Source organism: Bacillus sp. AFS031507, from assembly GCF_002584635.1.
In the GTDB taxonomy this organism is placed as follows: Bacteria; Bacillota; Bacilli; order Bacillales; family Cytobacillaceae; genus Neobacillus.
Genome location: NZ_NUOW01000007.1, coordinates 1 through 22,899, shown reverse-complemented (window position 1 = coordinate 22,899; position 22,899 = coordinate 1). Strand labels below are relative to the sequence as shown.

Below are 22,899 nucleotides of genomic sequence, written 5' to 3'. Positions count from 1 at the left end.
CGCAGCTATACAGCGTGGATATCCTTTTTTAAATAAACAAAATAACTCGCCGCGATGGCCAGAATGATAATAACGGCGCCAGCCACTAAAAAGGATGCTTCGAAGCTTTCATGTTTGATGATATAGGCGGTGTCAAAATACTTAAACGGAGAAATATAGCGTTTTTCCTCCTCACCCGTTGTGCTGCTAAAAAACCCCAGAAAATAGAACGCAAAGACGGTCGTAAGGGAGACGGTTAATACCGACTTAATCTTAGGGACAATCACCGACATCATCACCCCTAAGGCTAGGAAAATCAGCTGGATAAAAAGCATCGTCAGTGAAAGCATAATAAGTACCTTCAGGCTAAAGTCATCTGTCTTGACTTGAAATGCCAGGATTATCGTTACAGCTAGATAGATAATATTAGTAATGATGAGCGAGACAAAGGCTGCCATCAGTTTCGCTGTTAGAACAGTTGGCCGGGTAACAGGCTTCGTTAACAGGAAATCGGCTGTCTTTTCGCGGACTTCCTTACTGACAATGCTCGTGCCAAGATTCATCCCCTGAATTGCTCCACACAGTGTAATGAACGACAACGGAAAACAATAGAAACCTAGAATGGTAAAGAAATTCCCAAGGTTAAAGCCGATGGCATTCCGGATAGCCTCGGGATAGCCTTCCATGATTTTTTGGAAATCCTCTGCATCCTTAGCAAAGGCAGGATAGAATGACATAAATAGAGCGATGATCAACACTAACGATACCGACCAAATAATCGTCGACTTCCGATAAGCCTTCAATTCATGAAAAAAGATATTCATAGTCTTAGGCCTCCTTTTCGTAGTAATGCATAAAGATCTCCTCAAGGTCTGGCTCTTCAATCCACAGATTCACAAGTTCAATGTCAGCAATCTTTTTCAAGATAGCATTGATGTTTCCTCTAAATAAAAAGCTAGTCGTCGTGTCCTTAACTTCTAAATTATTGACGCCGCTGATGCTGAAGTAGCTTGGATCGAGCGGTGCTTTCGTTTCAATTTTGAACTTTTTATAGTTGTTTTCTTGTAAGGTACTAATCTTTTCAACCGTGACGATTTTACCTTCTTTAATGATCGCAACACGGTTACATAAGCGTTGAACCTCACTAAGTATGTGAGAGGAAAAAAGGATCGTCGCCCCTTTTTTGTTCTCTTCCTCTAAGAGTTCAAAGAATTTTTGCTGCATGAGCGGGTCAAGTCCGCTGGTTGGTTCGTCAAGGATAATCAGCTTCGGTTCATGAAGCAGCCCTTGAACAATCCCCACCTTCTTTTTATTTCCCAGGGAGAGATCATCAATTTTTTTATTAAGGTCGAGGTCCATAATTTCAGCCAATTCCTTGATTCGCTTACTGCAATCCTTTTTATAAAAACTAGCTGAATATTTTAATAGATCCTTAACCTTCATATTGTCATAGTAAAAAACTTCAGAAGGCAAATAACCGATTTCCTTTTTAATTTCAGGTGCAAATTGAACACAGTCTTTGCCAAAGATGGTCGCACTGCCGCTGGTAGGGTAGATAAGCGACAAGAGTGTTCGGATTGTGGTTGATTTACCGGCGCCATTTGGCCCAATGAAACCAAAAATCTCGCCTTCTTCGACATGAAAGCTAATGTCCGTGATCCCTCTCGACTTGCCATACGTCTTTGTCAAATTGTTAATTTCAATTACATTCATCGTGACAGCCTCCTATTTGTAGAAACATTTAATCAAAACCTCAAAATACTCCTCTGCTTCGGCTTGGATCGCTTGATAATTAATCTCGTGGGTTGGCGACAACTTGGCTTTTTGTATCGCCTCATCACTCATCTTTTCAAACGTCCAGTTGATGATTTTTATTATTTTTGTCAGATCGACATCATCTCTAAATTTGGAAAAATCAATCCCCTCATACGCTCTTTCCAAGTTGATATGTGTCAGTTCTGATTTTTTTCTATCAAATTCAATCTTAATTTCAGCAGATTCCTCCAAAAATACCTCTTGGATAAACTTAAAGATATCTGGATACGTCCCAAGCATATCCGCTTTGATCATGATGGCATGCCGCATACGCCTAAAAAAGTCAGTCTCTTTGAAATTAATTTTCTTGTAAAATTCATCGGTAACGAGTTCGTAGCAATAATCAAATAAAAATAAGAACAGCTGCTTTTTGTTCTGAAAATAATGAAACAGCAATCCCTTTGAAATACCCGCCTCTTTGACGATTTCATTGGTCGATGCTCGGTCATATCCTTTCTCAGCAAATTCCTTTATGGCGGCATTAATAATTCGGTCTTGTTTTTCTTTATCTAAGTTGAGAAATTTTGAAAACATTGTCGCGGCCCTCCTATTTCGGTTATTGACCACATCAGTCAATCACATTGTACTCCCGTTGACTCATTCGGTCAATATCAGTCAAGCCCTATTTTTTACAAAAATATGAAATAGTTATTTGAAGTATAGTATGCCCTTTGGGGACGTGCTACGATGCAAGATGACAGATAGATTTTAAGGAGGTGATTGTAGATTACTATTAACGACAGAGTTGTATCATTACGGAGGTGATCGAAGATTATTATTAAAGACAGAGATGTATCATTGATGGAGGTGATTGTAGATTATTATTAAAGACAGAGATGTATCATTGACGTTAGAAGGATTAATTGCAGCTCAGCAGCGGTTATCAGCTGGCCATTCGCTCCAGCCAGTACTGGCTGCTAAACGAGCATCCGTTGAGGCGGGTATTGGAGGAGAGGAAAGAGTAGCAGAAGTCTTCCGGAAGCACCCATTTTCAGTTGAACACCACATTTTCCACGATTTATCTCCCACATGGTCCGAAAATTTTCAAATGGATACGTTTGGGCTGACTCCTTGGGGTGGCGTGGTTTTAGAGGTAAAGAATATTGGCGGAAGCCTGGAGTTCAAGGACAATCCCCCTCAATTAATCCGAACACGGGAGGATGGACATAAGGATGGTTTTGAGAATCCTGTTGTCCAATTGGAAAGAAATCGTGGGCTAATTAGTGATTGGTTTCTGAATCGAAACATCCTGCTCCCAATCTACGGGGCAGTCGTTTTGGCTTACCCGAAACAAATGGTTACCGTTCCTCCTGCAAAGACTAAAATCTTGTTCCCCAGCTTAATCTCCTCATTTATGAAAAGCATCCCACAACAAGCAAATAAGTTGGACCAAGAAACCTTTCAATGGCTGTCCGCCGAACTTCTAAAAAGTCATCAACCGTTTATCCCAAAACCGATATGCGCAGCCTACGGTATTCCTTTCGGGGATTTTCGTTCTGGGGTGAGGTGCTTGCCATGCGGCAGGTTTGGCATGGTGAAGCTGCCCCGGACCTGGTGCTGCCCATATTGTGGAGCGAATGATCATCTTGCCCACCTTAGGACTTTACGAGAGTGGTTTTTGATTTTTAATAGAACCATCACGAATAAGGAATGCCGGGAGTTTTTGGGGGTAGGGGATATCCATACAGCCAAACGCATATTGCTAGGTATGAATTTGCGAAGCCAGGGGACTTATCGAGATCGTTGTTATTTTATGGATTTTAGCTGTAAAAACCTCAGCCAGAACCAGGAAACCATAATAATTCACAATTGAGGAGTAGTTTCGCCGGTAATTGACTCTTATCCACCAGTTAATAGCGCCTATCCGCCAGTATTGGATAGTTATCCGCCAGTTATTTCGGCTTTCGCCAGTAAAGTGGACTTATCCGCCAGTATTGGATAGTTATCCGCCAGTTATTTCGGCTTTCGCCAGTAAAGATGCCTTATCCGCCAGTTAATAGCGCCTATCCGCCAGTATTGGATAGTTATCCGCCAGTAAACCACACCATTCAAAAAGTTTCTAAAAACGTGTAACCGCTCTCTCATAATGATATGATAATCATGAATTCATCCAAAAAAGGGGAGTGTAGTGCAATTGAAAACCGAACTCATTGAAAGATTTACTTCCTATGTAAAAGTGGACACACAATCCAATGAAAACAACGAAACTTGTCCTTCAACAGAGGGGCAGTGGACATTAGCCCGCATGCTTGTCGAGGAATTGCAAACCATCGGGATGCATGAAGTTACCATCGACGAGAACGGCTACGTGATGGCGACCTTACCGTCAAACACAGAAAAAGTAGTGCCCACCATCGGCTTCCTGGCCCATGTCGACACTGCCACTGACTTTACTGGAAAAAACGTTAACCCGCAAATCGTCGAAAATTATGATGGCAACGAAATCGTCTTAAACGAGGCGCTAAAAGTTGTGATGTCTCCGAAGGATTTTCCAAGCCTACCCGACTATAAAGGACACACCCTAATTACGACCGACGGAACCACACTGCTTGGAGCGGACAACAAAGCCGGAATCACTGAAATCATGACAGCAATGGCTTACCTGATTAACCATCCGGAAATTAAGCACGGTAAGGTCCGCGTTGCGTTCACCCCAGATGAGGAAATTGGCAGAGGTCCCCATAAGTTTGACGTTGCGGCCTTCGATGCGAAGCATGCTTATACCGTCGATGGCGGTCCGCTAGGTGAGTTAGAATACGAGAGCTTCAATGCGGCAGCGGCGAAAATCACGATCAAAGGAAACAATATTCATCCTGGTTCCGCAAAAGACAAAATGGTCAACTCGTTGAAAATTGCGATGGAATTACATAGCCAACTCCCAGCACAGGAAGCACCAGAACATACTGAAGGATACGAAGGCTTCTTCCATCTGCTATCATTCAATGGAGATGTCGAGCTCACAAAGCTCCACTATATTATCAGAGATCATGACATGGAAACCTTCAAGTCGAGAAAAGCGTTGATCGAAAACATCGTCAATGGACTCAAGGCCAAATACGGTACAGACACCATCAACCTCGAACTGAACGATCAATATTACAACATGGGTGAAAAAATCAAGCCGGTCATGGAAATTGTCGACATTGCCCATGAAGCGATGGTGAACCTAGACATTAAGCCAATTGTCAAACCAATCCGCGGCGGCACCGATGGCTCCCAGCTTTCTTACATGGGACTGCCAACACCAAATATCTTTACAGGCGGCGAAAATTTCCACGGCAAATTTGAGTTTATCTCCGTGGATAATATGATCAAAGCTACCAACACCGTCATTGAAATCATCAAATTAACAGAATAAAAAGCTTAAATTTTAACAAAAAAAGCTAACCTTTACTAAAAACAAGGTTAGCTTTTTCATAAAATAAGAGCTGCAGCGCACTGTTGAAGACTAGAAACGGTTTCTTCACGCTGGGTATTCAACTGCGCAACAGACCATTTCCCGCCGTTCTCCACTAGGTCCTTCTGAATCAGCAGGATCATCCACATCGAATACACGGTCGCAAATAAATAATACTCTTTGAAAAAATAATCCCGATCAATCTCAAACTTAACTAGACTAAGATAGGACTCCAAGATGCGATCCCGAAGTGGACTGGTTATTTTTTTCGGGAAGAGGGGATGGGACATATCAATGAGATGGTACAAATCCCAGTACGGTGAGTTAAGATGGGTATGCTCCCAGTCCAATATCTTCAACTCATCGCCGACGATCGCAAAATTCCCCGTATGTAAATCGCCGTGGGTTAACACCTTTTTCTCTAAAAAATCCAGGTGATTAATTTGTGAGAAAATGGCATCGATGAGCTCTTCCTCGATTTTTAACGATGGCAATAAGCGGTAAAACTCATCCTTCTTATCACAAACATCTGATACTATTTCCTCTATTTTTGGCTTCAAACCTGTTAAAGGGACATTTCCCAATTCCTCAATGGGGAGCGAATGCCACCACGCCACCCATTTGATCACACCCATTACACTTTCTTCTTTAAATTCGTGGGAGAGTGGGCCAAGATCCTCAAGAATCATCCAGTTTAAATCAGTCCGTTCACTTATGGAATAGGAGATAATTTTTGGATAAATCGCTGGAAATATGGGGAGAATATGTTCATGGACCCAGACCTCTTTGCCTAATTGGCCATCGTTTGTCAGTGGTTTAAAAATATAGCTAGTTGATGGAGTTAGGTAGAATCTTTCTACAAATCTCCCATTCATCCCCTTATAGAGGATTTCCTTTTTAAGGATGATCTCCTCATTTAAATTTCCATCAGCCCGGACAATATTGTTAAGCAATTCCATGGGCTCACCACCGCATCTATTAATAGTTTCATAGATTTATTTATTTTCAACTATGACTATAATGTTTATTCTTATTCACAACAAATGAAATGCATTACAGAATATTTCCTACCTGTTTGGTCAAAATAACATTGGTTCGATTTTTCAAGGAGGTTAAGCAGAATGGATAACAAAAGTACACACGAATTTGTAGAACAGCTTCATGAAAAACAGGAAAAAGATAAGAGAAATAAAGAACGTCAAGCAACAGGCCAAAAAAGTCAAAGGATGCCTAATAAACAGCATTAATTACAAAAAAGGGCCAAACCTCTCAACCGCGCATAGGCGGTGTGTGAGGTCTGGCCCTTTTAATTTATTTATTCATGTTTGCAAGAAATCCGCCAAGTAAGTCGTCAATATCCGGCTCGACTTCGTTTTCCTCTTCTTCAATTAACGGCTGCTTTTCTTTTGCAATTTCCCAATCAAACTCACTGAGGTCATCTTCCATATCACTTAAGTCGATAGGGGAGGGCGGGACCTCCTTACCTACAGCGACCTGCAGATAACTTTCATCTCTTTGAAGTTCCTCGGGAAATACTTCTTCCTGAAGGTACAAAGCTTCGTCGATATCGATTGAATGACTATTTAATGAAGCAAGCAGCGAAGTCGAGCGAACCGGGTCAGAAATCAGCTGAAAGAGAATACTTCCAAGTAATGCTTCAGAATGTTCATGCTTTAACCAATTTCGCTGGGCTTTCGTTAACTTCTGGGGGAGGGGGATCGTAATTGTCTCCTTTTCCCTCGAAACAGAACTACTCACACCTTGCATCACAAACTCTGCAATTTTACTGGAAAAATTCCTTCTTTCTGTATCCTTCAACTTTTGTAAATGTTTTAAAATATGGTCAGGTGTATCAGAGGGGACACGAAAGGATATCGCTTGACCCCGCTGAACCTCATTTGAGGCTGCTTTTTTCATATAATCACCTTACTTAGCTTTTTACAGGTTCAACTCTAACTGGCTTTTGTTTCTCTGCTTTACGAACAAAGTCGTTGATGAGTTTATAATATGCATTGGCCATCATCCAAATACTCTCTTTTTCATCTTCAAAGAAATCAATATTATAACCGTCTAAATTGTTATTTAACGTTTTAAGATATTCCTTTAAGACATTGGCTCCGCCACCGACAAAGTAACAAATTTCCGTTTGCGAATTTCTCTGCCAAACATTACGTAATAAACGATATTGTTTTTTAGCTAAATCAAGCAGGATTCGGTCGGTAATATCATGAACGCTTGTCCGGCTACCTTTAACCATAATATGATTACGATCGCTTTTCTTAGTGATAATCTCAACCACATCACGGCGGCTATCGAGTTCAACCCCATGCTTTGTTCTAATCTCTTCGCGAATGGCTTCTAATGATTCTGAAACCCCTAGATTAAATCCTTGTGCTTTATCATCATCAACATTACGATTTTTGATGACTGCAATATCCGTTGATAATCCGCCGATATCTTGAATTAAGATGCGCTTATCAATAAGTTCCTTATTGATTATTTTCCCGCTGTTGTCCAAAACAAGGTTAATAAATGCAGCGAATCCTTCAGGATATACTTTTACTTCTTCAAATTTAATATTTACTTTCAATCCTTGGTACTTTGGTGTGACAAGGAATTCAACTTGATGAACGGAACCAACTAATTTAGAACGATAGCCAGCATCCTTGCCTTCTTTTACTTCACGAAGGGGAAGACCTGTTCCCAATGTATAGTTAGCATCAATCACATTTTTTGTACGCGGAAAACCATGTGAATTATTTTCCTTTACTGCGTCTAAAGCTAATGTTGCAAAAAGCATAATTAACGTTTGATCTTCCTCTGACTTGCTGCTGCCAGGGTCTAGTTCAGTGGCGTTAATACTTTTAGTAGCTAAATTACCAATACGATAAATTCCGTTGTTCTCTTTTAAAGCAGGGGAGTGGACTTTGATGTGAATTCCATCCAATGGATTTTTATTATCAAGTTCTTCAATCCCAATAACAGGTCGATCTTCTGTATCCCTAGCAATTATGTTAGGAATATTCAATTCATAGTCTAGTTCTCCGAAAATGGCCTTAATGGAGTCATTCCCAACATCAATAGCTGCAACTCTGGATTTAGTCATAAACATCATTCCTCTTCATTTATAGATTTATTTTTTAAAAGCAGTTATGTAATTCTAGTTACACCTTTAAGGGTATAGAAGATTGATAGATTCTTCAATGATTTATAAGTAAAAAAAATATAACTGTAAAAATGTAAACAACATGTAAACTTCAGAAGGATGTAAACATTATTGTATACAACGATAACAAACTTGTAAACATCGTGCAACTCCAAAGTGTACACAGTTTTGTATACATGCAAACACTTTCGTAAACACAAAGTATACAAATTGTAAACAAGTATACATAAACCGTAAACATGTATGCGGAAATGTATACAAACACACCAGTAACGTAAACATGTATTCAAAATTGTATACTTGCCAATGCCCTGCTGTCCGATCCACCCTCTATTGATCAATACTTTTATCAGCAAAAAAGCACCCCCTTTAATGTGTGCTTTAACCATTAATTTATCATGAGGGAGGAAGAAGGACACAGGTCCCCTACTCATCACTCATCGAGCTGGCAACCATATATTTTCCTACATATAAGCACTACCATTTCTCCTTGTAATTTTACCAGCCCGTCACTACTTCATTTTTCCTATTAAGTTTGTATTCCTCTAACAAATAGGAACTATTTGAATCAACAGCCTCATCTTTGTCGAGATAATCCCACTGATTGTTGCTGACAAGAGCTTGAGGATTATTATTCATGTTATATCATCGAGAACTCATCATCTGCCTTCAGAGCTTATTTAGCCAGTCTTCATGAAACGAGAAGTATCCAGGCAACAACATTCCACACCGTCCTCAAGCCAGCCTGTTTTCAGGTATCGCTGTTATCAAGTTTTTGTAAACAACGATTACAAACTTGTACACACAGCGCCATTACGCGATGTGTACGAATTTGTATACATGTTTACGCCTTTGTAAACACAAAGTATACAAAATGTAAACATGTATGCAGAAATGTATACTTGCCGATGATCCCTCAATGTCCGATCTCACATAGATTTAAGTGCACCTCCCCTCTTCTAAAATCGTTAACTAATAAACTATTAAACCAGACTACTTGTAAAAATTTAATCTATAAGTTTGTTATTAATTAGCGAAGAATAGTAGATTATCACTAATTTTGTCGTAATGTAATTTTAATATTCACAACATTCAGTCACTATTGTATGATTAAAAATGCACTATAGACAAATTAATTAGGGGGAATACGTTTGGTAAAGAAAAATCGAGCACTGAAGGTTTTTTCTAGTATTACCGCAAGTACGATCATTGCTTCCAGCTTGTTTGTTGGAACGCTGGGAGGCTCTACCTTAGCTCCACAGTCCGCAGCAGCAGCTACGAAAGTACCCTCATCATTTGACGCAGGGATTGCAAATGACGAAAAATTAATTGAAATGTTGAAGCGCGAAGGAAAACTAGCAAAGAATGCAAGTCCGGCAGAATCTGAAAAGGCGTTAAAAAGCTATTTAAAAGGAAAAAGGAAACATACAGAGACAAAGGATCAGTTACCTAAAGGAATTGGTAATTTCAAAGATATAGAACCATCAATATCCAATGGACTTAAGAGTGGAAAGGGCAACAAATTAGGACAAGCAAAGAAGAATACTGTCGATTCTGTTCAAAAAGAGCCGTATACCGATGATGTTCGTAAGGACAAAGTCCTAGTAATTAAAATTGATTTCCCTGACTTTGCTCATAACTCAATTAAAAAAGAAGAAACAGACATGTTTTATGAAAATTATTCTCATGAACACTTCCAAAATATGATTTTCGGTAAAAATGGATATATAGGACCTGATGGAAAAAATTACATTTCAATGAAACAATATTATGAACAGCAATCTGGAGGCAGCTATACCGTTGAAGGTGCTGTTGCAGGCTGGTATACTGCAGATCATCCTGCTGCTTTTTACGGCGGTAACGTACCTACCCCTGATGGTAGTGATGCAAAGCCTAAAAGTCTTATATATGAAGCACTTCTAAAAGCTGCTGCAGACCCCAATATTAATTTAGGAGATTACGATAAGTGGGATCGTGATGATTTAGATGGAGATGGTATCCACGCAGAGGCAGATGGAGTCATTGACCACTTAATGGTTATCCACTCAGGTGTTGGGGAAGAAGCCGGAGGTGGAAGTTTAGGTACTGATGCGATTTGGTCGCACCGTTGGGACTTTGGAGGATATATTTTAGTTCCAGGTGAAGTATCTGATAGTAATAATTTTGGTGGTAATCGCTTAACTGCCTTAGATTACACCATCGAACCTGAAGACGGCGCGGCTGGTGTCTTCTCCCACGAATTTGGTCATGACTTAGGTCTTCCGGATGAGTATGATACTCAATACACTGGGGCAGGTGAGCCAGTTGAGTACTGGTCACTAATGTCAAGCGGGAGCTGGGCAGGTGCTATACCTGGTACAGAACCACCGGGAATTAGCCCATACTCAAGACAGATGCTCCAAAACTTACATGGAGGGAATTGGTTATTAGGAGATACTCTTAAGTCGAGTGACATCACAAAAGCAGGTAATACTGTACTTCTTGATGAAGCAGTTACAAAGGGCACGAATAATGATGCGGTAAGAATTGACCTTCCTGATAAAGTAAATATACTTAATACTCCAAAAGACGGATCATTCGAATACTTTGGCGGTAAGGGTGATGAGACTGACCACCATATGTCGGCAACAGTTGATTTAACAAGTGCTACTAGTGCATCTCTCGATTTCGATGCTTGGTATAACATTGAAAAAAATTGGGATTACGCCATGGTACAAGTATCAACAGATGATGGGGCCACTTGGGAGTCTTTAGAAAGTTCAAAAACTAGTACTACCCTTGATACTAATGGAGATCCTTACATTAGAGCAAATCTTCCTGGTTATACAGGTTCAAGTAATGGCTGGATTCATGAAACCATTAATTTAAGTGCCTACAAAGGGCAAAAAATTCAACTTCAATTCCGTTCCATGACTGATGCGGCTGTAAATTTAGATGGCTTCTTTACGGATAATGTTAAAGTTACCGCTGACGGAAATGAAGTATTCTTTGATGGTGCTGAAGGAGCTTCAAAATTTACATTGGACGGCTTTGAAAAGCATGATGGTAAGTATACAACTAAACACTATTACCTACTAGAATGGAGATCCCATAACGGTGTTGATCAAGGCCTAGCTCATATCCGTCGTGGAGCAAGCTTAATGTCCTATGATCCTGGACTAGTTGTCTGGTATGTAGATGAGTCCTATGGGGACGACAACTGGACTGGAATGCACCCTGGAAATGGCTTCCTAGGAGTCGTCGATGCAGACCAGCATACCACCTATTGGAGTGATAAAGCCGTTGCGGCTACTCGCTACCAAGTCCATGATGCGGCATTTGGACTAACCAAAACAGATAAAATGTTCTTAGACTACTCTAATATCCCAGGATTTGGTGTCACAATGAAAGATAACTTCTCTCAACGTAACCCATTATTTGATGACAGCGCAAACTACAGTAACCCTGGACTCGTTGATGCTGGCCGTAACGTGCCAAATTACGGATTAAAATTCCGTGTGGTTGGAGAAAGTCCTGATGGCACAGTAGGTAAAGTCTTAATCTTCAAATAAACTAATAAAAAACCTACCTTCAGAAGCTTCTGAGGGTAGGTTTTTGCTTATTTATATCCCTTCAAATACTCATGGCTAAACAGCAAAAAAGCGCCTGCTAGAGGCACTTTAAGCTATCTATTAATCTATGAGGCATTTTATCCTGCCAACCTATTTATCCTTCACTCATCGCGCTAGCAACCATGTCAGCACCTACATACAGGTAATACCATTTCTCCTTATAATTCAACCAACCAGTCACTACCGACTCTTGACTGTTAAGTTTGTATTTTTCCTCTAATAAATTGGACCGATCTGCCGTTACTTCTTCATTTTTGTCGAGATAATCCCACTGACTGTTGTTGGCAAGAGCCTGAGTATTTTTCAAGACACCACTACCATTGAGATAGAACCAGCGGCCTTCCGAATTGACCCAGCCCGTTTTCATCAATCCTGAATTATCGAGATAGTACCATTCTCCAGCATCTGCTAGCCAGCCAGTTTTCATGGCTCCGCTGCTATCAAGATAGTACCGATTCTCAGCGATAGATAACCAACCTGTTTTCATTACACCTTTGTTATCAAGATAATATTCCTTCCCACCGTCTGCGACCCAGCCCGTTCTCATCGCACCTGTTTGATCGAGAAAATACCTATTTCCATTATCGTCCAGCCAGCCCGTTTTCATTTCACCTTTGTTATCGAGATAATATTTCTTATCACCCTGGGTTATCCAACCGGTTTTCATCACACCAGCTTCATCAAAGAAATACCTTTTTCCGTCTATCGACTGCCAGCCCGTTTTTACTTGGCCATCCACATAATAATACTTGTTGCCGCTAAGTTCCACCCAGCCACTGCCATAACCGTTGGCCTTTGCAATCGAATCAAAGCTGCTGTTTGAATGGGTGATGACTACCAATGTGTACTTGTTGACATGGCTATAAAGCCAACGTACTTCCGAATTGTGCATCCGTACACAACCTGAACTTGCATAAGTACCAATCGAATTTTCATTTGCATTCCCATGAATAGCATAGGTGGTACCATAGGTGCCCCGAGCTTCTAATCCCAGCCACCGATTACCTAGCGGGTTGCGAGGATCCCCACCCGGAATTTTCAATTTATAATAGGGGCGATTAACGATCTTAGTTACAACTCTAAAAGTCCCTTCTGGTGTAAGAGACCTCGATCTTCCAGTAGCAACGCTGAATGTTCTAACTAATTTACCACTATCATAGAATGCAAGGGTATTTGTCTTTTTGTTAATAATAATTAATTGTGACCCACTGCTTGCATCTGCTTGGCTTGTAAATAAGAATACACTGAACAGCAAAACAAAAATAATAGATAGTTTTTTCATCGTAATCTCCCCAATTATGTAGTTATTACTAAACGTAACATATGTAATCAAAATATTTTGTCAAAAATTGGAGAGAAAATGGTGATAATTTCCTGCCTGTTTAGAAATTTTGATTGTAAATCTTTACTTTTTCGACATATTACTTCTCATTCCATCTCTTAATAAATCGTATAAAAAAGGAGAAGAGAGATACTCTCTCTTCTCTAGCTATGAAGATTATGTAAGTATTGTCACTGCAAAGAAAAAACTTTACCCTACTTCTCTTTCATTGACATAATCTTACAAACTCAAGTTGTAACTCATCCTTATCTGCTTGGCAATTTCACCACAGATGAAAACTGAACATTTGTCGTATGCGCAGTTTGGTGCTGAATGGTTTTGCCGTTACGAAGGGTTACATCAACACTGTTTGCGACCGAATGGCTTCCTGATGCCTGGATCACTTGGCTTGGCTCTGTAGTAGCAGCTGTTTGATCCACAGCACCACTTGCACTATTATCACCCAGGTCTACAGAAGTGGTACCTGTTTGAGTTGCTGTTGCAGGTCCTGAAGTATTGGCAGCTTGCACTTGTGTTCCATTGGCGCTTCCTGCATTTACTCCACTTGAACTGTGACTAGTGGTAGACTGGATTCCGAAATACTTACTCCAAGATGGAGTAACACTTTGAGTTTGAGAAACCTCTGCAGCGCTAGCGGCACTGCCTATACCTGCAGTTAATAATCCAACTGCCAATAAAGAACCTACGCTTTTTTTCAACATAACCAAACCCTCCAAAGTTTTCTATAATAATCAAGAAATAATGACTGCATCATTTTTTAACAGAAAGCTCCATCCAGCAAATTACCAGATGGAGCTGAATTCATTTTAAAGCTATAAATTAATGTGCACTTTGCCCTTGAATGACAACTGAGCTAGAACCTTGAGTTTGGCTGATGTTAGCACCAACCGCAGTTGCTGTTTGGTTTTTAGTGCTGCTAGCAGCCTGTCTTTGTTTTGCACTACCAGAAGCAGCTTGTGCTTGTTGAGTAGTAGTTTCTGCTGCTTGAGTTTGATTATTATTTACCCCTGCAGTAGTAGCAGATTGGCTAGTAGCCTCAGCAGCTGCTTGGTCTTGTTCAACATTGCCTTCTCCAGCTTGAGTTTGAGTAGTTTCAGCTACTGCTACTTGAGCTTGGTCGTTAGCTACGCCTGTAGCATCAGCTTCCTGAGATGTAGAAGTAACGGCAGCTTGCTCTTGGTCCGCACCGCAGTCTGCTGCTTGAACTTGAGTTGTTTCAGTTGCTGCTACTTGAGCTTGGTCGTTAGCTACGCCTGTTGAAACAGCGACTTGGACTGTTTCATTACCAGAAGCTTGCTCTTGATCAGTACCTAATGCACCAGCTTGTTCTTGAGCTGTTCCATTAGCTGATTCTTGAACTTGATCATTGGCTACACCAGTTGTATCAGCCACTTGGGAAGTAGCGTTTTCAGAACCTTGACCCTGGCTTGCACCGAAAGCTCCTTCTTGAGCTTGGGAAGTAGCATCCACTGATCCTTGAGCTTGGTTGTTATATTTTCCTTCAGCCCATGCATCTTGTTCTGTACTGTTAGCAGAACCTTGACCTTGAACTACGCCTACTCCAACGGCAGCTTGGTCTTGTTCAGTAACACCTACAGCAGCTTGAACTTGATCATTCTTTTTGCCATCGGCAACAGCATTTTGCACTGAATCATTTGCAGATCCTTGAGCTTGAAGAATGCCTGCACCAAGAGCTAATTGGTCTTGTTCAGTTACTGTTGCATTTACTTGGGCTTGATCATTTTTATACCCATAAGCGTCTTGATATTGTGATGAATTGTTAGCAGAACCTTGTAATTGACCAATCAATAGGCCTCCTGCTGCTTGACCTTGAGAGCCAACATTAACGTTCGCTTGAGCTTGATCATTTTTGGCCCCAGTTGCCACTTGTGTTTGGTCTCCAACATTTGCAGAACCTTGAAGTTGACCGATAAGAGCACCTAATGCACCTTGAGCTTGTGCCCCTTTATTGACAGAAGCTTGACCTTGGCTGTTGCCAAAACCACCCGCTGATTGATCTTGAACATTAGAATTTCCAGAGCCTTGACCCTGACCAATTAAAACACCCAATGCACCTTGAAGTTGAGCATTTTTATTCTTGCTAGATTGGTCTTGGTTATTAAAGGCACCGCTTGTATTTTGATATTGACCAGTCTCGCTGCCAGATCCTTGAGCTTGCAAAATTAGCGCGCCCAATGCACCTTGGCCTTGAAGTGAACTATCTTTAGAACTTTGTTTTTGTTTTGATTTAAAATCATAGGTTGCATTCTGATCTTGATAGGATAGTTTTGATGCCCCTTGATTTTGGCTAATAAGGGCACCAGCTGCTCCTTGAAGTTGAACAGATGTTTTTGACGCCTTTTGTTTTTCCTTTGTTTTAAAGGAATGTGTAGCCGTTTGGAATTGGCCTGTTGCATCACCAGCGCCTTGATTTTGCGATATAAATGTTCCTAACGCAACACTAGCTCCATATTGGTTAGAATTGGCGACATGTTTTTGGTTTACACCAGAAGATGCAAAAGCAGAGGTAGAACCGAGTAAAGTTCCTGCAATTACACCTACGCTAACTACTTTCTTCATGTTCAGTACGTTTTTAATTTTCAAATAATTTTTCACCTTTCATTCCTCCACTTTATAAATATTTGGAAATTTGTTTCCCACAATTAGTATACGACCTTCGTATGATGTAAGAAAAACCCCATATCCGGCCGTTTTTTCCTTATAAAGAACAATTTTCGTTCGTTATTAAGGTATATCTCTCTTTTTCTTTATTTTTCATTTTTTAAAAAGGCTCTCTCCAGGCGCGTGCGGTTCGCGGGCGGTCCGGGGAGCCTCCTCGGCGCTAAGCGCCTGCCGCTCCAATCAACATGGCTATAAAATCAATAATGACCTCTAACACAGCCTTTAAAAAGATAAAAATATAGCTAAACTACCTATAAATTATTCCGGCTATAAAGTAATTAGAAACGCCTTTTGTTCTTTATAAGGAACGAACATTGATTTCATTAGTCAACCTTGGGTAAAAAAAATGAGCGTAAGATTGACAATGTCAATCTTACGCTCATTTAGCATCCATTTTAAACTGGTAATCTTGTATTCTCTTTTGAAGGAACGGTTACACCCTTTTCCTCCTAATTAATACGAATACGGAGCCCGCTGTAACCAAAAGCAACCCAAAGATAAGGTAATTATAGGTATTTGAAGCTGTAATCGGCAGTGAATTTGCCTTATCTGACACTGCAGCTGTATAAATTACATTTTCTGGTTTAGATTCAGCAGGTTTTTGTACTTCTGTTTCAGTGGTTGGAGATGATACTTGCCCATTTTCAACTGGAGGTGAAGTTACTACATCTCCTCCATTACCTCTATCTTGTGGCGGATTTTCATTTTCCCCTGGTGGCGGTGTTACCGGGTCCCCTCCATTATCTCCGCCTTGGGGCGGATTTTCATTTTCTCCNNGTTACTGGATCTCCTCCATTGTTTGAATCTGGCTTGTCATCATTATTAAACAAATTTACAAAAAATGTAATCCCTAAAAAACTGCTCATTGTTGTCTCAAAACTTTGTAATTCTTCATTAAAATGAACCATTGCTGAATTTTCAACAACAAGATTTCCCCAATCAAATTGCTTCTCGTATTTATGTTGAGGTGCATCGCTGATTTCTGTACCATCTAATTTAAACTGATGATAATACAAATCAACCAACTCATTATTTACGACGATTTCTTGGAAGACTTTTACCATACTGCTAACGGAATCCTTGACAATCTCAACATAGTTTCTGGTTGTTACACTCACTCCTGTTTCTACGATTTTCTTTAATGTATCGACCACTTTACTTTTGACTTCTGCTGTTTGGGTTTGTTCCACCTTTGCAGAACCAGAAGTGCTCAAATATTGATTTTGCAGGGCTTCTATTGTGGTTTGCTGCTTCTGATCATCCACCTTTGTTTCAGAGGCGCTAAGCTGCTGTCTTTGGTTGATGCCCACTCCTGTTAACTGCTCCTGTAAGAAAACAGCTTGTTCTTCTGCGCTTATTGATTGTGACTGGCTTGCCTGAGCATTCGTCCCTTGATTTTGTGATAGAGGATCTCCTAAAGGTAAAGTGACCTCTTGAGTTTGACCAGATGTTACATCGATCTCTTGCTTTTGGTCTGCGTCTACTTTTCCAGACGAAACACCTGATTGCAGTTGACCAGCCTCAATTTTAGTGATTTGGCTTTGGTCTAAGTCTCCATTTACATCACTATCAAGTTTGTCATTACAGGAAACAGATGCACTGACGGATTGCTCTTGACAAACGGCATCATTCGCCATTTGGTTTTGGACAACCTCTGCCTCACCATTTACATCTTGTGATTGATTACCGTATGTATCTGTTGATTGGTTCTGATCCATAGTATCTTCAGAAACGGCATCTTTCTGTTCACTTGTGGCAGGCTTATCTTGTCCTGCATCTGATGGTGCAACTTGATCCTGCTCAGCCGTATTTTCATTTTGCTGTTCGGGTGATTCAATTGGTTCTTCTGCTAGTGTAGATGTCTGACTTAATTCGACATCTACAACTCCCTCCGGCGAATCTGATGGAATATTAGCCTCTGTGTACCCAGTACTGTCTGTATCAGCAGCAACAGTTTCTTCTGCAGCTGCATACCCAGCATGTAATCCCATTGTAGAGAATTGGAATAATAAAATAGCAAGAACGAGCTTTTTAAGCATCCTTTTCCCTCCCTTCAAATAAATTATATCGAACATTAAGTTCATTATATAGAACAAAATATAAAAATAAAATCCCTGTTTTTTGTTGTTTTTCACTATAAAGAACGTTTTTCTTTCACTATAATACGTTTTTCTTTCATTTTCTTATATTTTCAATTTTTATAATCAATGGTTTAAAAGATAAGTTCTATATAAAACTTAAAACGGTGTCAGGCACCGAAGACTTGAAAAAAAGGCAGTAGTTGGGTATGGTAAACTTACAATTCTCCACTTAAGGGTGTGTATCATGCGTATTAATAAATTTATTAGCGAGTCTGGCAAGGCATCTAGAAGAGGAGCAGATAAGTTAATTAGTGAAGGAAGAGTTACGATTAATGGAAAAGTTGCGGTGATCGGGAGCCAGGTTGAGCCCGGGGATGATGTCCGTATTAGCGGCAGCCCGATTAAAGTGGCTAAAAACTATGTCTATATCGCTTTAAATAAACCCGTTGGGATTACCAGCACAACGGAAAGACATATAAAGGGAAATATCATTGATTTGGTCAATCATCCCTTACGGATTTTCCATATTGGCCGTTTAGATAAAGAATCAGATGGATTAATTCTCTTAACGAATGATGGAGATATTGTTAACGAGATTTTGCGTGCCGAAAATAGGCACGAAAAAGAATATATCGTGACAGTCGACAAACCGATCACACCTGAATTTTTAAAGAGAATGGCAGCGGGTGTGGAGATTCTAGATACAAAGACACTACCATGTAAAGTAACGCAATTGTCTAAATATGTATTTCAAATCATCTTAACACAGGGTCTAAATCGGCAAATCCGCCGAATGTGTTCTGCCCTTGGCTATGGAGTTGTCAGGTTGCAGCGGACGCGAATCATGAATATTCATTTAGGCAATCTACCGATCGGACAGTGGCGCGACCTATCTAAGAAAGAACGCAATCAATTGTTTGCAGACTTAAACTATCAGCCGAAAGAATGGTAAAATAGAATTATGTTTTTTATTTGGAAACCTTTGAGGTGGATCATTTGGATATTGGATCGAAAATCCGTGCAATACGTAATAGAAAAAAAATCACCATTGCGCAAATGTGTGAGGGGACTGGACTTTCAAAGGGGTTTATCTCAAATGTCGAGAACAATAACACCTCACCATCGATTAGTACTTTGCAAACCATTGCAACCTTTCTTGGTATCCCTTTACCTTATTTATTATTAGAAAAGAAGCAGCATATGCGCGTCGTTCGAAAGGCTGAAAGGACTCACTCCACCTTTAACCATTTGAAGGTTGAGCATCTAACCTCCAAAGGTGGATTAAGAATGATGCTGGTCGAATTCCCTGCTGGTGCTTCCATGGGTGAATTAAATGCCCATGAAGGAGAAGAATGTCATTTGGTTTTGGAGGGAAAAGTCCTGGCCGAACAAGGCGAAGACTCAATGATCATTGACGAAGGCGATTCCTTCAGTTGGAACGCTAGTGTCCCTCATTTCGTAAAAAATATTGGTGATGGTAAAGCAGTTGTGTTAATTTCCATCTATTCTGATAGCGAACTAAATGACATTTTCTAAACACCGTTAGCTTTCCCTTAGAAATTCACAATAAAAAATGCTGACACATAGGAACAACAGATTCCATATTTGTCAGCATTTTTTTCCTAATCTACTTTTATATCATTGATTACTTCATGTGCTGCCCTCTCACCAGTCTCGACCGCCCCATTTAAATAACCAGGAAACTTAATCGAAGTGTGCTCACCGGCAAAGAGGATATTGCCTTCCCGCTCTCCCAAAATACCAGCAAATTTTGTATATTGGCCAACTTTCCAATAGGAATAGGCTCCTTTAGTCCATTGGTTACTTAGCCAATGTTCTACGGTTGCTAAACCATTCCATTTATTATTACTTCCAGGCAGTACAGGCTCAAGCTTGTCCAAAAATTCTTTCGTCTTCTCTTCTAATTCTCGATCTGTGGAAGTAAGCAGTTGCGCCGCTGTTTCACCTCCTAGGAAGTTAACAAGAATTCCTGAATTACCTGGTTGAGATCGAGATGATTCAAAGGTCTGTTGATAGCCTGTATCCGCAAATGTTTCACCATTATTTCCAAGCACATTCCAGAACCGATTAACAAATTGTACATGAAGTTTTGTGTTTACCCCCATTCCGAGCTCTTCAATTGCTGTTTCCTTTAACGGACGAAATCTTGCATTCTCATAATCTATTGTTCTTAAAATACTAAAAGGAAGTGCAAGAATAACTTTATCGGCTAAGACCTTCCATTCCTTTTCTTTATTTCGAAAAACGAGCGTTATTTTATTTTGAACGGACTGTTCAACCTTAATCAATTGGGCATTACATACGATTTGCCCCTGAAGTTTTTTTGCTAATAAAGCAGGGAGCTGGTCATTCCCGCCCCTTATATGAAAGCATTCATCTGAATCACCGTACATTCGAAAGGGCTCATTTTGTGCAAACCCTAACATATAAAGTAGATTTAAGGCACTTTGCTGGTGAGCATCCGCTCCATTTTCAATGGAATAGGCAAGCGCTAGTAATTTACCAAATCTTGAATGGATGCCTTCTTGTACCGTCTCATTGATATAATCGACTATAGACATATGATCGAGTTCAAATCCTCGCTCAGTATAACTATTATAAAGGGTCGTTTCACCCACTGCTTTCAGATCCTTTTGTAGTTTAGGGAGGATTTTTATAAAATCATTAGTTACTTCATCAAAGGAGTAAGGGCGTTGATCAAAAAAATAAAATGGTTCGGTGTTAACGGGTTCTGTCATGATTAAATTATCTAATTCTAATCCCAACTCTTTGGCGAGTTCTTGAATTTCGATATGGCAGGTATCTATTAATTCTCCGCCACGCTCGACAATTTGCCCGTCGTTGAAGTACCCTCTTCTTGTCCAACAACGTCCCCCAACCCGATCGGTCGCTTCATAAATAGTTGATGTGATCCCAGCCTGTTTAAGTCGATAAGCACTCGTGAGACCTGCCAATCCGGCTCCTACAATGACGATCCTAGGAGCAGCCTTTCCACCCTCATTCGTATAATTTTGTGGTGTAAGTAGAGCATTTTGTAAATTATTATTATCTAGCGTAATAGCTTGTCCAGTACTTAATGGTTTCTTCGTTTCAGTACCTGCCAACAAAAATGATTTCTGCAGTATACTTGCCAATGGCGTTCGTGCCAAGAAAAACCAGCCCCTTTATGCAAAAATAAAACCATGCTAAATGATCGATTAACTATCGTGTAATAGTAATTACCATTAAAATATGCATGGCCGGTTGATTTGCTTGAGGCAGGAAGCCTGTTTCCGGATTTATTTTTTATCGCTGCTTCGATATGGATGTAGCCGCTGCTGTTTAAAAATTGCCTATTACTAAACCCATGTGTCAAAATAGGGAAGAATAGGTAAAAATAGTTTCACTCATTCTGGTAATGTGGTTGGAAGAAATAGTCGAATATCCGCATTACCTATCGACATCGTTCGCCAAGTATAACAAATTGGAGGAAACAAATGATGAGAACCATTAAATTAGGTAGCAGTTCATTAGAGGTGCCAGTCATAGCAGTTGGCTGTATGCGTATTAACTCGCTAGAAAAAACAGAGGCTGAACGCTTTGTCCAATCTGCTTTAGAAGAAGGGGCAAACTTCTTCGACCATGCGGACATATATGGAGGCGGAACATGTGAAGAAATTTTTGCAGATGCCATCCACATGAACGCGGAAATTCGTGAAAAAATAATCCTGCAATCCAAATGCGGCATTCGCAAGGGAATGTTTGATTTTTCGAAAGAATATATTTTAGAATCAGTCGACGGAATCTTGAAACGGCTGAACACCGAATATCTTGATGTTCTCCTTCTGCACCGCCCGGATGCGCTGGTCGAACCTGAAGAGGTTGCCGAGGCCTTTGATACTCTTGAGAAATCAGGAAAAGTGCGCCATTTTGGTGTCTCCAATCAAAATCCGATGCAGATCCAACTGCTTCAGAAATTTGTGAAGCAGCCACTTGTGGCTAACCAATTGCAATTAAGTATTACCAACGCCAATATGATTTCTAATGGCATCAATGTAAACATGGAAAATGATTCTGCAATTAACCGGGACGGCAGCATCCTCGATTTTTGCAGACTAAATGAAATTACCATTCAACCTTGGTCTCCATTCCAATATGGATTCTTTGAAGGAGTATTCCTTGGAAACGACAAATTCCCAGAATTGAATCAGCAGATCGATGAAATTGCCGCCAAATATGAAGTGAGCAACACGACCATCGCTACCGCCTGGCTGTTACGTCATCCCGCCCACATGCAGCCTGTGATCGGAACGATGAATATCGACAGATTAAAGGACTGCTGTAAGGCAAGCGAAGTTCAGTTAACACGTGAAGAATGGTACCGTATCTATCGTGCAGCAGGCAATATTCTCCCGTAAATAAACACTCCAAAAAACAAGGCACGGCGAATGCTGTGCCTTGTTTTGATGGGAAATTAGTTTTTAAAGAAAAAACAAATGGTATTTAAGGAAAATAATAGGATAATATAAACTTAAAATTCATTTTATGTAACACTATTGTAAAAATAGAAGTAACGCGCCCAGATAGGACTCCTACTGGGTCTTTTGCATTTTAGAAGCCTTGGAGGGATGTATTTTCAGATTTTTAAATGAATTTAGAAATACTATCGCAATACTATTGCCACGGATGTAAACGATTTAACATCTCCCTGTTCTTTGTTTCAGAAAATTCTATGTTACGATGATAAAAACTTAGCAACCAAAGAACATGGAGGGTAAAAGAATGCTTAAAAGAATTATATCAATAATAGCAGTTGCTGTACTCTC

The 22,899-nt window shown here is 40.2% G+C and carries 19 protein-coding genes; 7 read left to right on the top strand and 12 right to left on the bottom strand.

Translation table 11 applies throughout. The features are described 5' to 3' along the window. Positions 1-5: 5 nt before the first annotated feature. From COE25_RS08670 to COE25_RS08660, 3 genes are read right to left on the bottom strand one after another with little or no spacing between them, the layout of a single operon-like run. Positions 6-803, bottom strand: a complete 798-nt coding sequence (locus tag COE25_RS08670; RefSeq protein ID WP_098932333.1) for an ABC transporter permease subunit — start codon at positions 801-803, stop codon at positions 6-8. A 4-nt stretch (positions 804-807) separates the two neighbouring features. Beyond that, the gene (locus tag COE25_RS08665) at positions 808-1,692 is read right to left on the bottom strand and encodes an ABC transporter ATP-binding protein (protein ID WP_098932332.1); all 885 of its coding nucleotides are present in this window, start codon (positions 1,690-1,692) and stop codon (positions 808-810) included. Between the two features lie 12 nt (positions 1,693-1,704). Then, on the bottom strand, positions 1,705-2,328 hold the full coding sequence (locus tag COE25_RS08660) for a TetR/AcrR family transcriptional regulator (RefSeq protein WP_098932331.1): 624 nt from the start codon (positions 2,326-2,328) through the stop codon (positions 1,705-1,707). A gap of 310 nt (positions 2,329-2,638) precedes the next feature. Here COE25_RS08660 and COE25_RS08655 point away from each other — a divergent pair, with 310 nt between their 5' ends. Both COE25_RS08655 and pepT read left to right on the top strand, forming a co-directional pair. Further along, positions 2,639-3,607: a nuclease-related domain-containing protein gene (locus tag COE25_RS08655; protein ID WP_257208745.1), complete on the top strand. Its 969-nt coding sequence runs from the start codon at positions 2,639-2,641 to the stop codon at positions 3,605-3,607. 321 nt (positions 3,608-3,928) lie between these two features. After that, positions 3,929-5,152 carry a peptidase T gene (gene pepT / locus COE25_RS08650; RefSeq protein WP_098932515.1) on the top strand — a complete coding sequence of 408 codons (1,224 nt, stop codon included), beginning with the start codon at positions 3,929-3,931 and terminating at the stop codon, positions 5,150-5,152. A 56-nt stretch (positions 5,153-5,208) separates the two neighbouring features. Here pepT and COE25_RS08645 read toward each other — a convergent pair whose 3' ends face one another. Beyond that, positions 5,209-6,150 carry a phosphotransferase gene (locus COE25_RS08645; protein WP_098932330.1) on the bottom strand — a complete coding sequence of 314 codons (942 nt, stop codon included), beginning with the start codon at positions 6,148-6,150 and terminating at the stop codon, positions 5,209-5,211. 162 nt (positions 6,151-6,312) lie between these two features. Here COE25_RS08645 and COE25_RS08640 point away from each other — a divergent pair, with 162 nt between their 5' ends. Then, a complete protein-coding gene (locus COE25_RS08640) occupies positions 6,313-6,438 on the top strand; it encodes a DUF4023 domain-containing protein (protein WP_088084828.1) in 126 nt (41 codons plus the stop codon). Between the two features lie 64 nt (positions 6,439-6,502). On the opposite strand, the gene COE25_RS08635 is transcribed toward COE25_RS08640, so the two are convergent. The 3 genes from COE25_RS08635 to COE25_RS30630 all read right to left on the bottom strand — a co-directional run bounded on the left by COE25_RS08635 (position 6,503) and on the right by COE25_RS30630 (position 8,996). Further along, complete coding sequence (locus COE25_RS08635) at positions 6,503-7,108, bottom strand: hypothetical protein (RefSeq protein WP_088084829.1); 606 nt, start codon at positions 7,106-7,108, stop codon at positions 6,503-6,505. A gap of 13 nt (positions 7,109-7,121) precedes the next feature. Next, on the bottom strand, positions 7,122-8,297 hold the full coding sequence (locus COE25_RS08630) for a ParM/StbA family protein (RefSeq protein WP_088084830.1): 1,176 nt from the start codon (positions 8,295-8,297) through the stop codon (positions 7,122-7,124). A 558-nt stretch (positions 8,298-8,855) separates the two neighbouring features. Beyond that, positions 8,856-8,996, bottom strand: a complete 141-nt coding sequence (locus COE25_RS30630; protein ID WP_179195681.1) for a hypothetical protein — start codon at positions 8,994-8,996, stop codon at positions 8,856-8,858. 512 nt (positions 8,997-9,508) lie between these two features. Here COE25_RS30630 and COE25_RS08625 point away from each other — a divergent pair. Continuing rightward, entirely contained in the window at positions 9,509-11,908 is a 2,400-nt protein-coding gene (locus COE25_RS08625; protein ID WP_098932329.1) for an immune inhibitor A domain-containing protein, read from the top strand. Positions 11,909-12,062: 154 nt separating this feature from the next. Here the strand turns inward: COE25_RS08625 and COE25_RS08620 are convergent, their stop codons facing one another. The 4 genes from COE25_RS08620 to COE25_RS32235 form a co-directional block, all read right to left on the bottom strand. Beyond that, positions 12,063-13,250, bottom strand: a complete 1,188-nt coding sequence (locus COE25_RS08620) for a L,D-transpeptidase family protein (RefSeq protein WP_098932328.1) — start codon at positions 13,248-13,250, stop codon at positions 12,063-12,065. Between the two features lie 305 nt (positions 13,251-13,555). Further along, positions 13,556-14,011 (bottom strand): hypothetical protein, encoded by a 456-nt coding sequence (locus COE25_RS08615; protein ID WP_098932327.1) that lies wholly within the window; start codon positions 14,009-14,011, stop codon positions 13,556-13,558. Positions 14,012-14,129: 118 nt separating this feature from the next. Next, on the bottom strand, positions 14,130-15,926 hold the full coding sequence (locus COE25_RS08610; RefSeq protein ID WP_098932326.1) for a ribonuclease E domain-containing protein: 1,797 nt from the start codon (positions 15,924-15,926) through the stop codon (positions 14,130-14,132). Between the two features lie 499 nt (positions 15,927-16,425). Next, on the bottom strand, positions 16,426-16,548 hold the full coding sequence (locus COE25_RS32235; protein ID WP_180247462.1) for an LPXTG cell wall anchor domain-containing protein: 123 nt from the start codon (positions 16,546-16,548) through the stop codon (positions 16,426-16,428). A 1,769-nt stretch (positions 16,549-18,317) separates the two neighbouring features. Between COE25_RS32235 and rluF the strand changes: the two genes are divergently transcribed. Continuing rightward, positions 18,318-19,025: a 23S rRNA pseudouridine(2604) synthase RluF gene (gene rluF, locus COE25_RS08595; RefSeq protein ID WP_088084836.1), complete on the top strand. Its 708-nt coding sequence runs from the start codon at positions 18,318-18,320 to the stop codon at positions 19,023-19,025. Positions 19,026-19,069: 44 nt separating this feature from the next. Next, a complete protein-coding gene (locus tag COE25_RS08590) occupies positions 19,070-19,609 on the top strand; it encodes a helix-turn-helix domain-containing protein (RefSeq protein ID WP_088084837.1) in 540 nt (179 codons plus the stop codon). Positions 19,610-19,695: 86 nt separating this feature from the next. Here the strand turns inward: COE25_RS08590 and COE25_RS08585 are convergent, their stop codons facing one another. Then, positions 19,696-21,243 carry a flavin monoamine oxidase family protein gene (locus tag COE25_RS08585; RefSeq protein ID WP_098932323.1) on the bottom strand — a complete coding sequence of 516 codons (1,548 nt, stop codon included), beginning with the start codon at positions 21,241-21,243 and terminating at the stop codon, positions 19,696-19,698. Between the two features lie 330 nt (positions 21,244-21,573). Between COE25_RS08585 and COE25_RS08580 the strand changes: the two genes are divergently transcribed. Further along, complete coding sequence (locus tag COE25_RS08580; RefSeq protein ID WP_098932514.1) at positions 21,574-22,491, top strand: aldo/keto reductase; 918 nt, start codon at positions 21,574-21,576, stop codon at positions 22,489-22,491. The last annotated feature ends 408 nt before the right edge of the window (positions 22,492-22,899 follow it).

Bases quoted from the DNA above. Each gene is read 5' to 3' on its own strand.
- COE25_RS30630 (WP_179195681.1), bottom strand. From the start codon at position 8,996: ATGAATAATAATCCTCAAGCTCTTGTCAGCAACAATCAGTGGGATTAT.
- COE25_RS08670 (WP_098932333.1), bottom strand. From the start codon at position 803: ATGAATATCTTTTTTCATGAATTGAAGGCTTATCGGAAGTCGACGATT.
- COE25_RS08620 (WP_098932328.1), bottom strand. From the start codon at position 13,250: ATGAAAAAACTATCTATTATTTTTGTTTTGCTGTTCAGTGTATTCTTA.
- COE25_RS08615 (WP_098932327.1), bottom strand. From the start codon at position 14,011: ATGTTGAAAAAAAGCGTAGGTTCTTTATTGGCAGTTGGATTATTAACT.
- COE25_RS08665 (WP_098932332.1), bottom strand. From the start codon at position 1,692: ATGAATGTAATTGAAATTAACAATTTGACAAAGACGTATGGCAAGTCG.
- COE25_RS08640 (WP_088084828.1), top strand. From the start codon at position 6,313: ATGGATAACAAAAGTACACACGAATTTGTAGAACAGCTTCATGAAAAA.
- COE25_RS08635 (WP_088084829.1), bottom strand. From the start codon at position 7,108: ATGAAAAAAGCAGCCTCAAATGAGGTTCAGCGGGGTCAAGCGATATCC.
- rluF (WP_088084836.1), top strand. From the start codon at position 18,318: ATGCGTATTAATAAATTTATTAGCGAGTCTGGCAAGGCATCTAGAAGA.
- COE25_RS08660 (WP_098932331.1), bottom strand. From the start codon at position 2,328: ATGTTTTCAAAATTTCTCAACTTAGATAAAGAAAAACAAGACCGAATT.
- COE25_RS08645 (WP_098932330.1), bottom strand. From the start codon at position 6,150: ATGGAATTGCTTAACAATATTGTCCGGGCTGATGGAAATTTAAATGAG.
- COE25_RS08580 (WP_098932514.1), top strand. From the start codon at position 21,574: ATGAGAACCATTAAATTAGGTAGCAGTTCATTAGAGGTGCCAGTCATA.
- COE25_RS08630 (WP_088084830.1), bottom strand. From the start codon at position 8,297: ATGACTAAATCCAGAGTTGCAGCTATTGATGTTGGGAATGACTCCATT.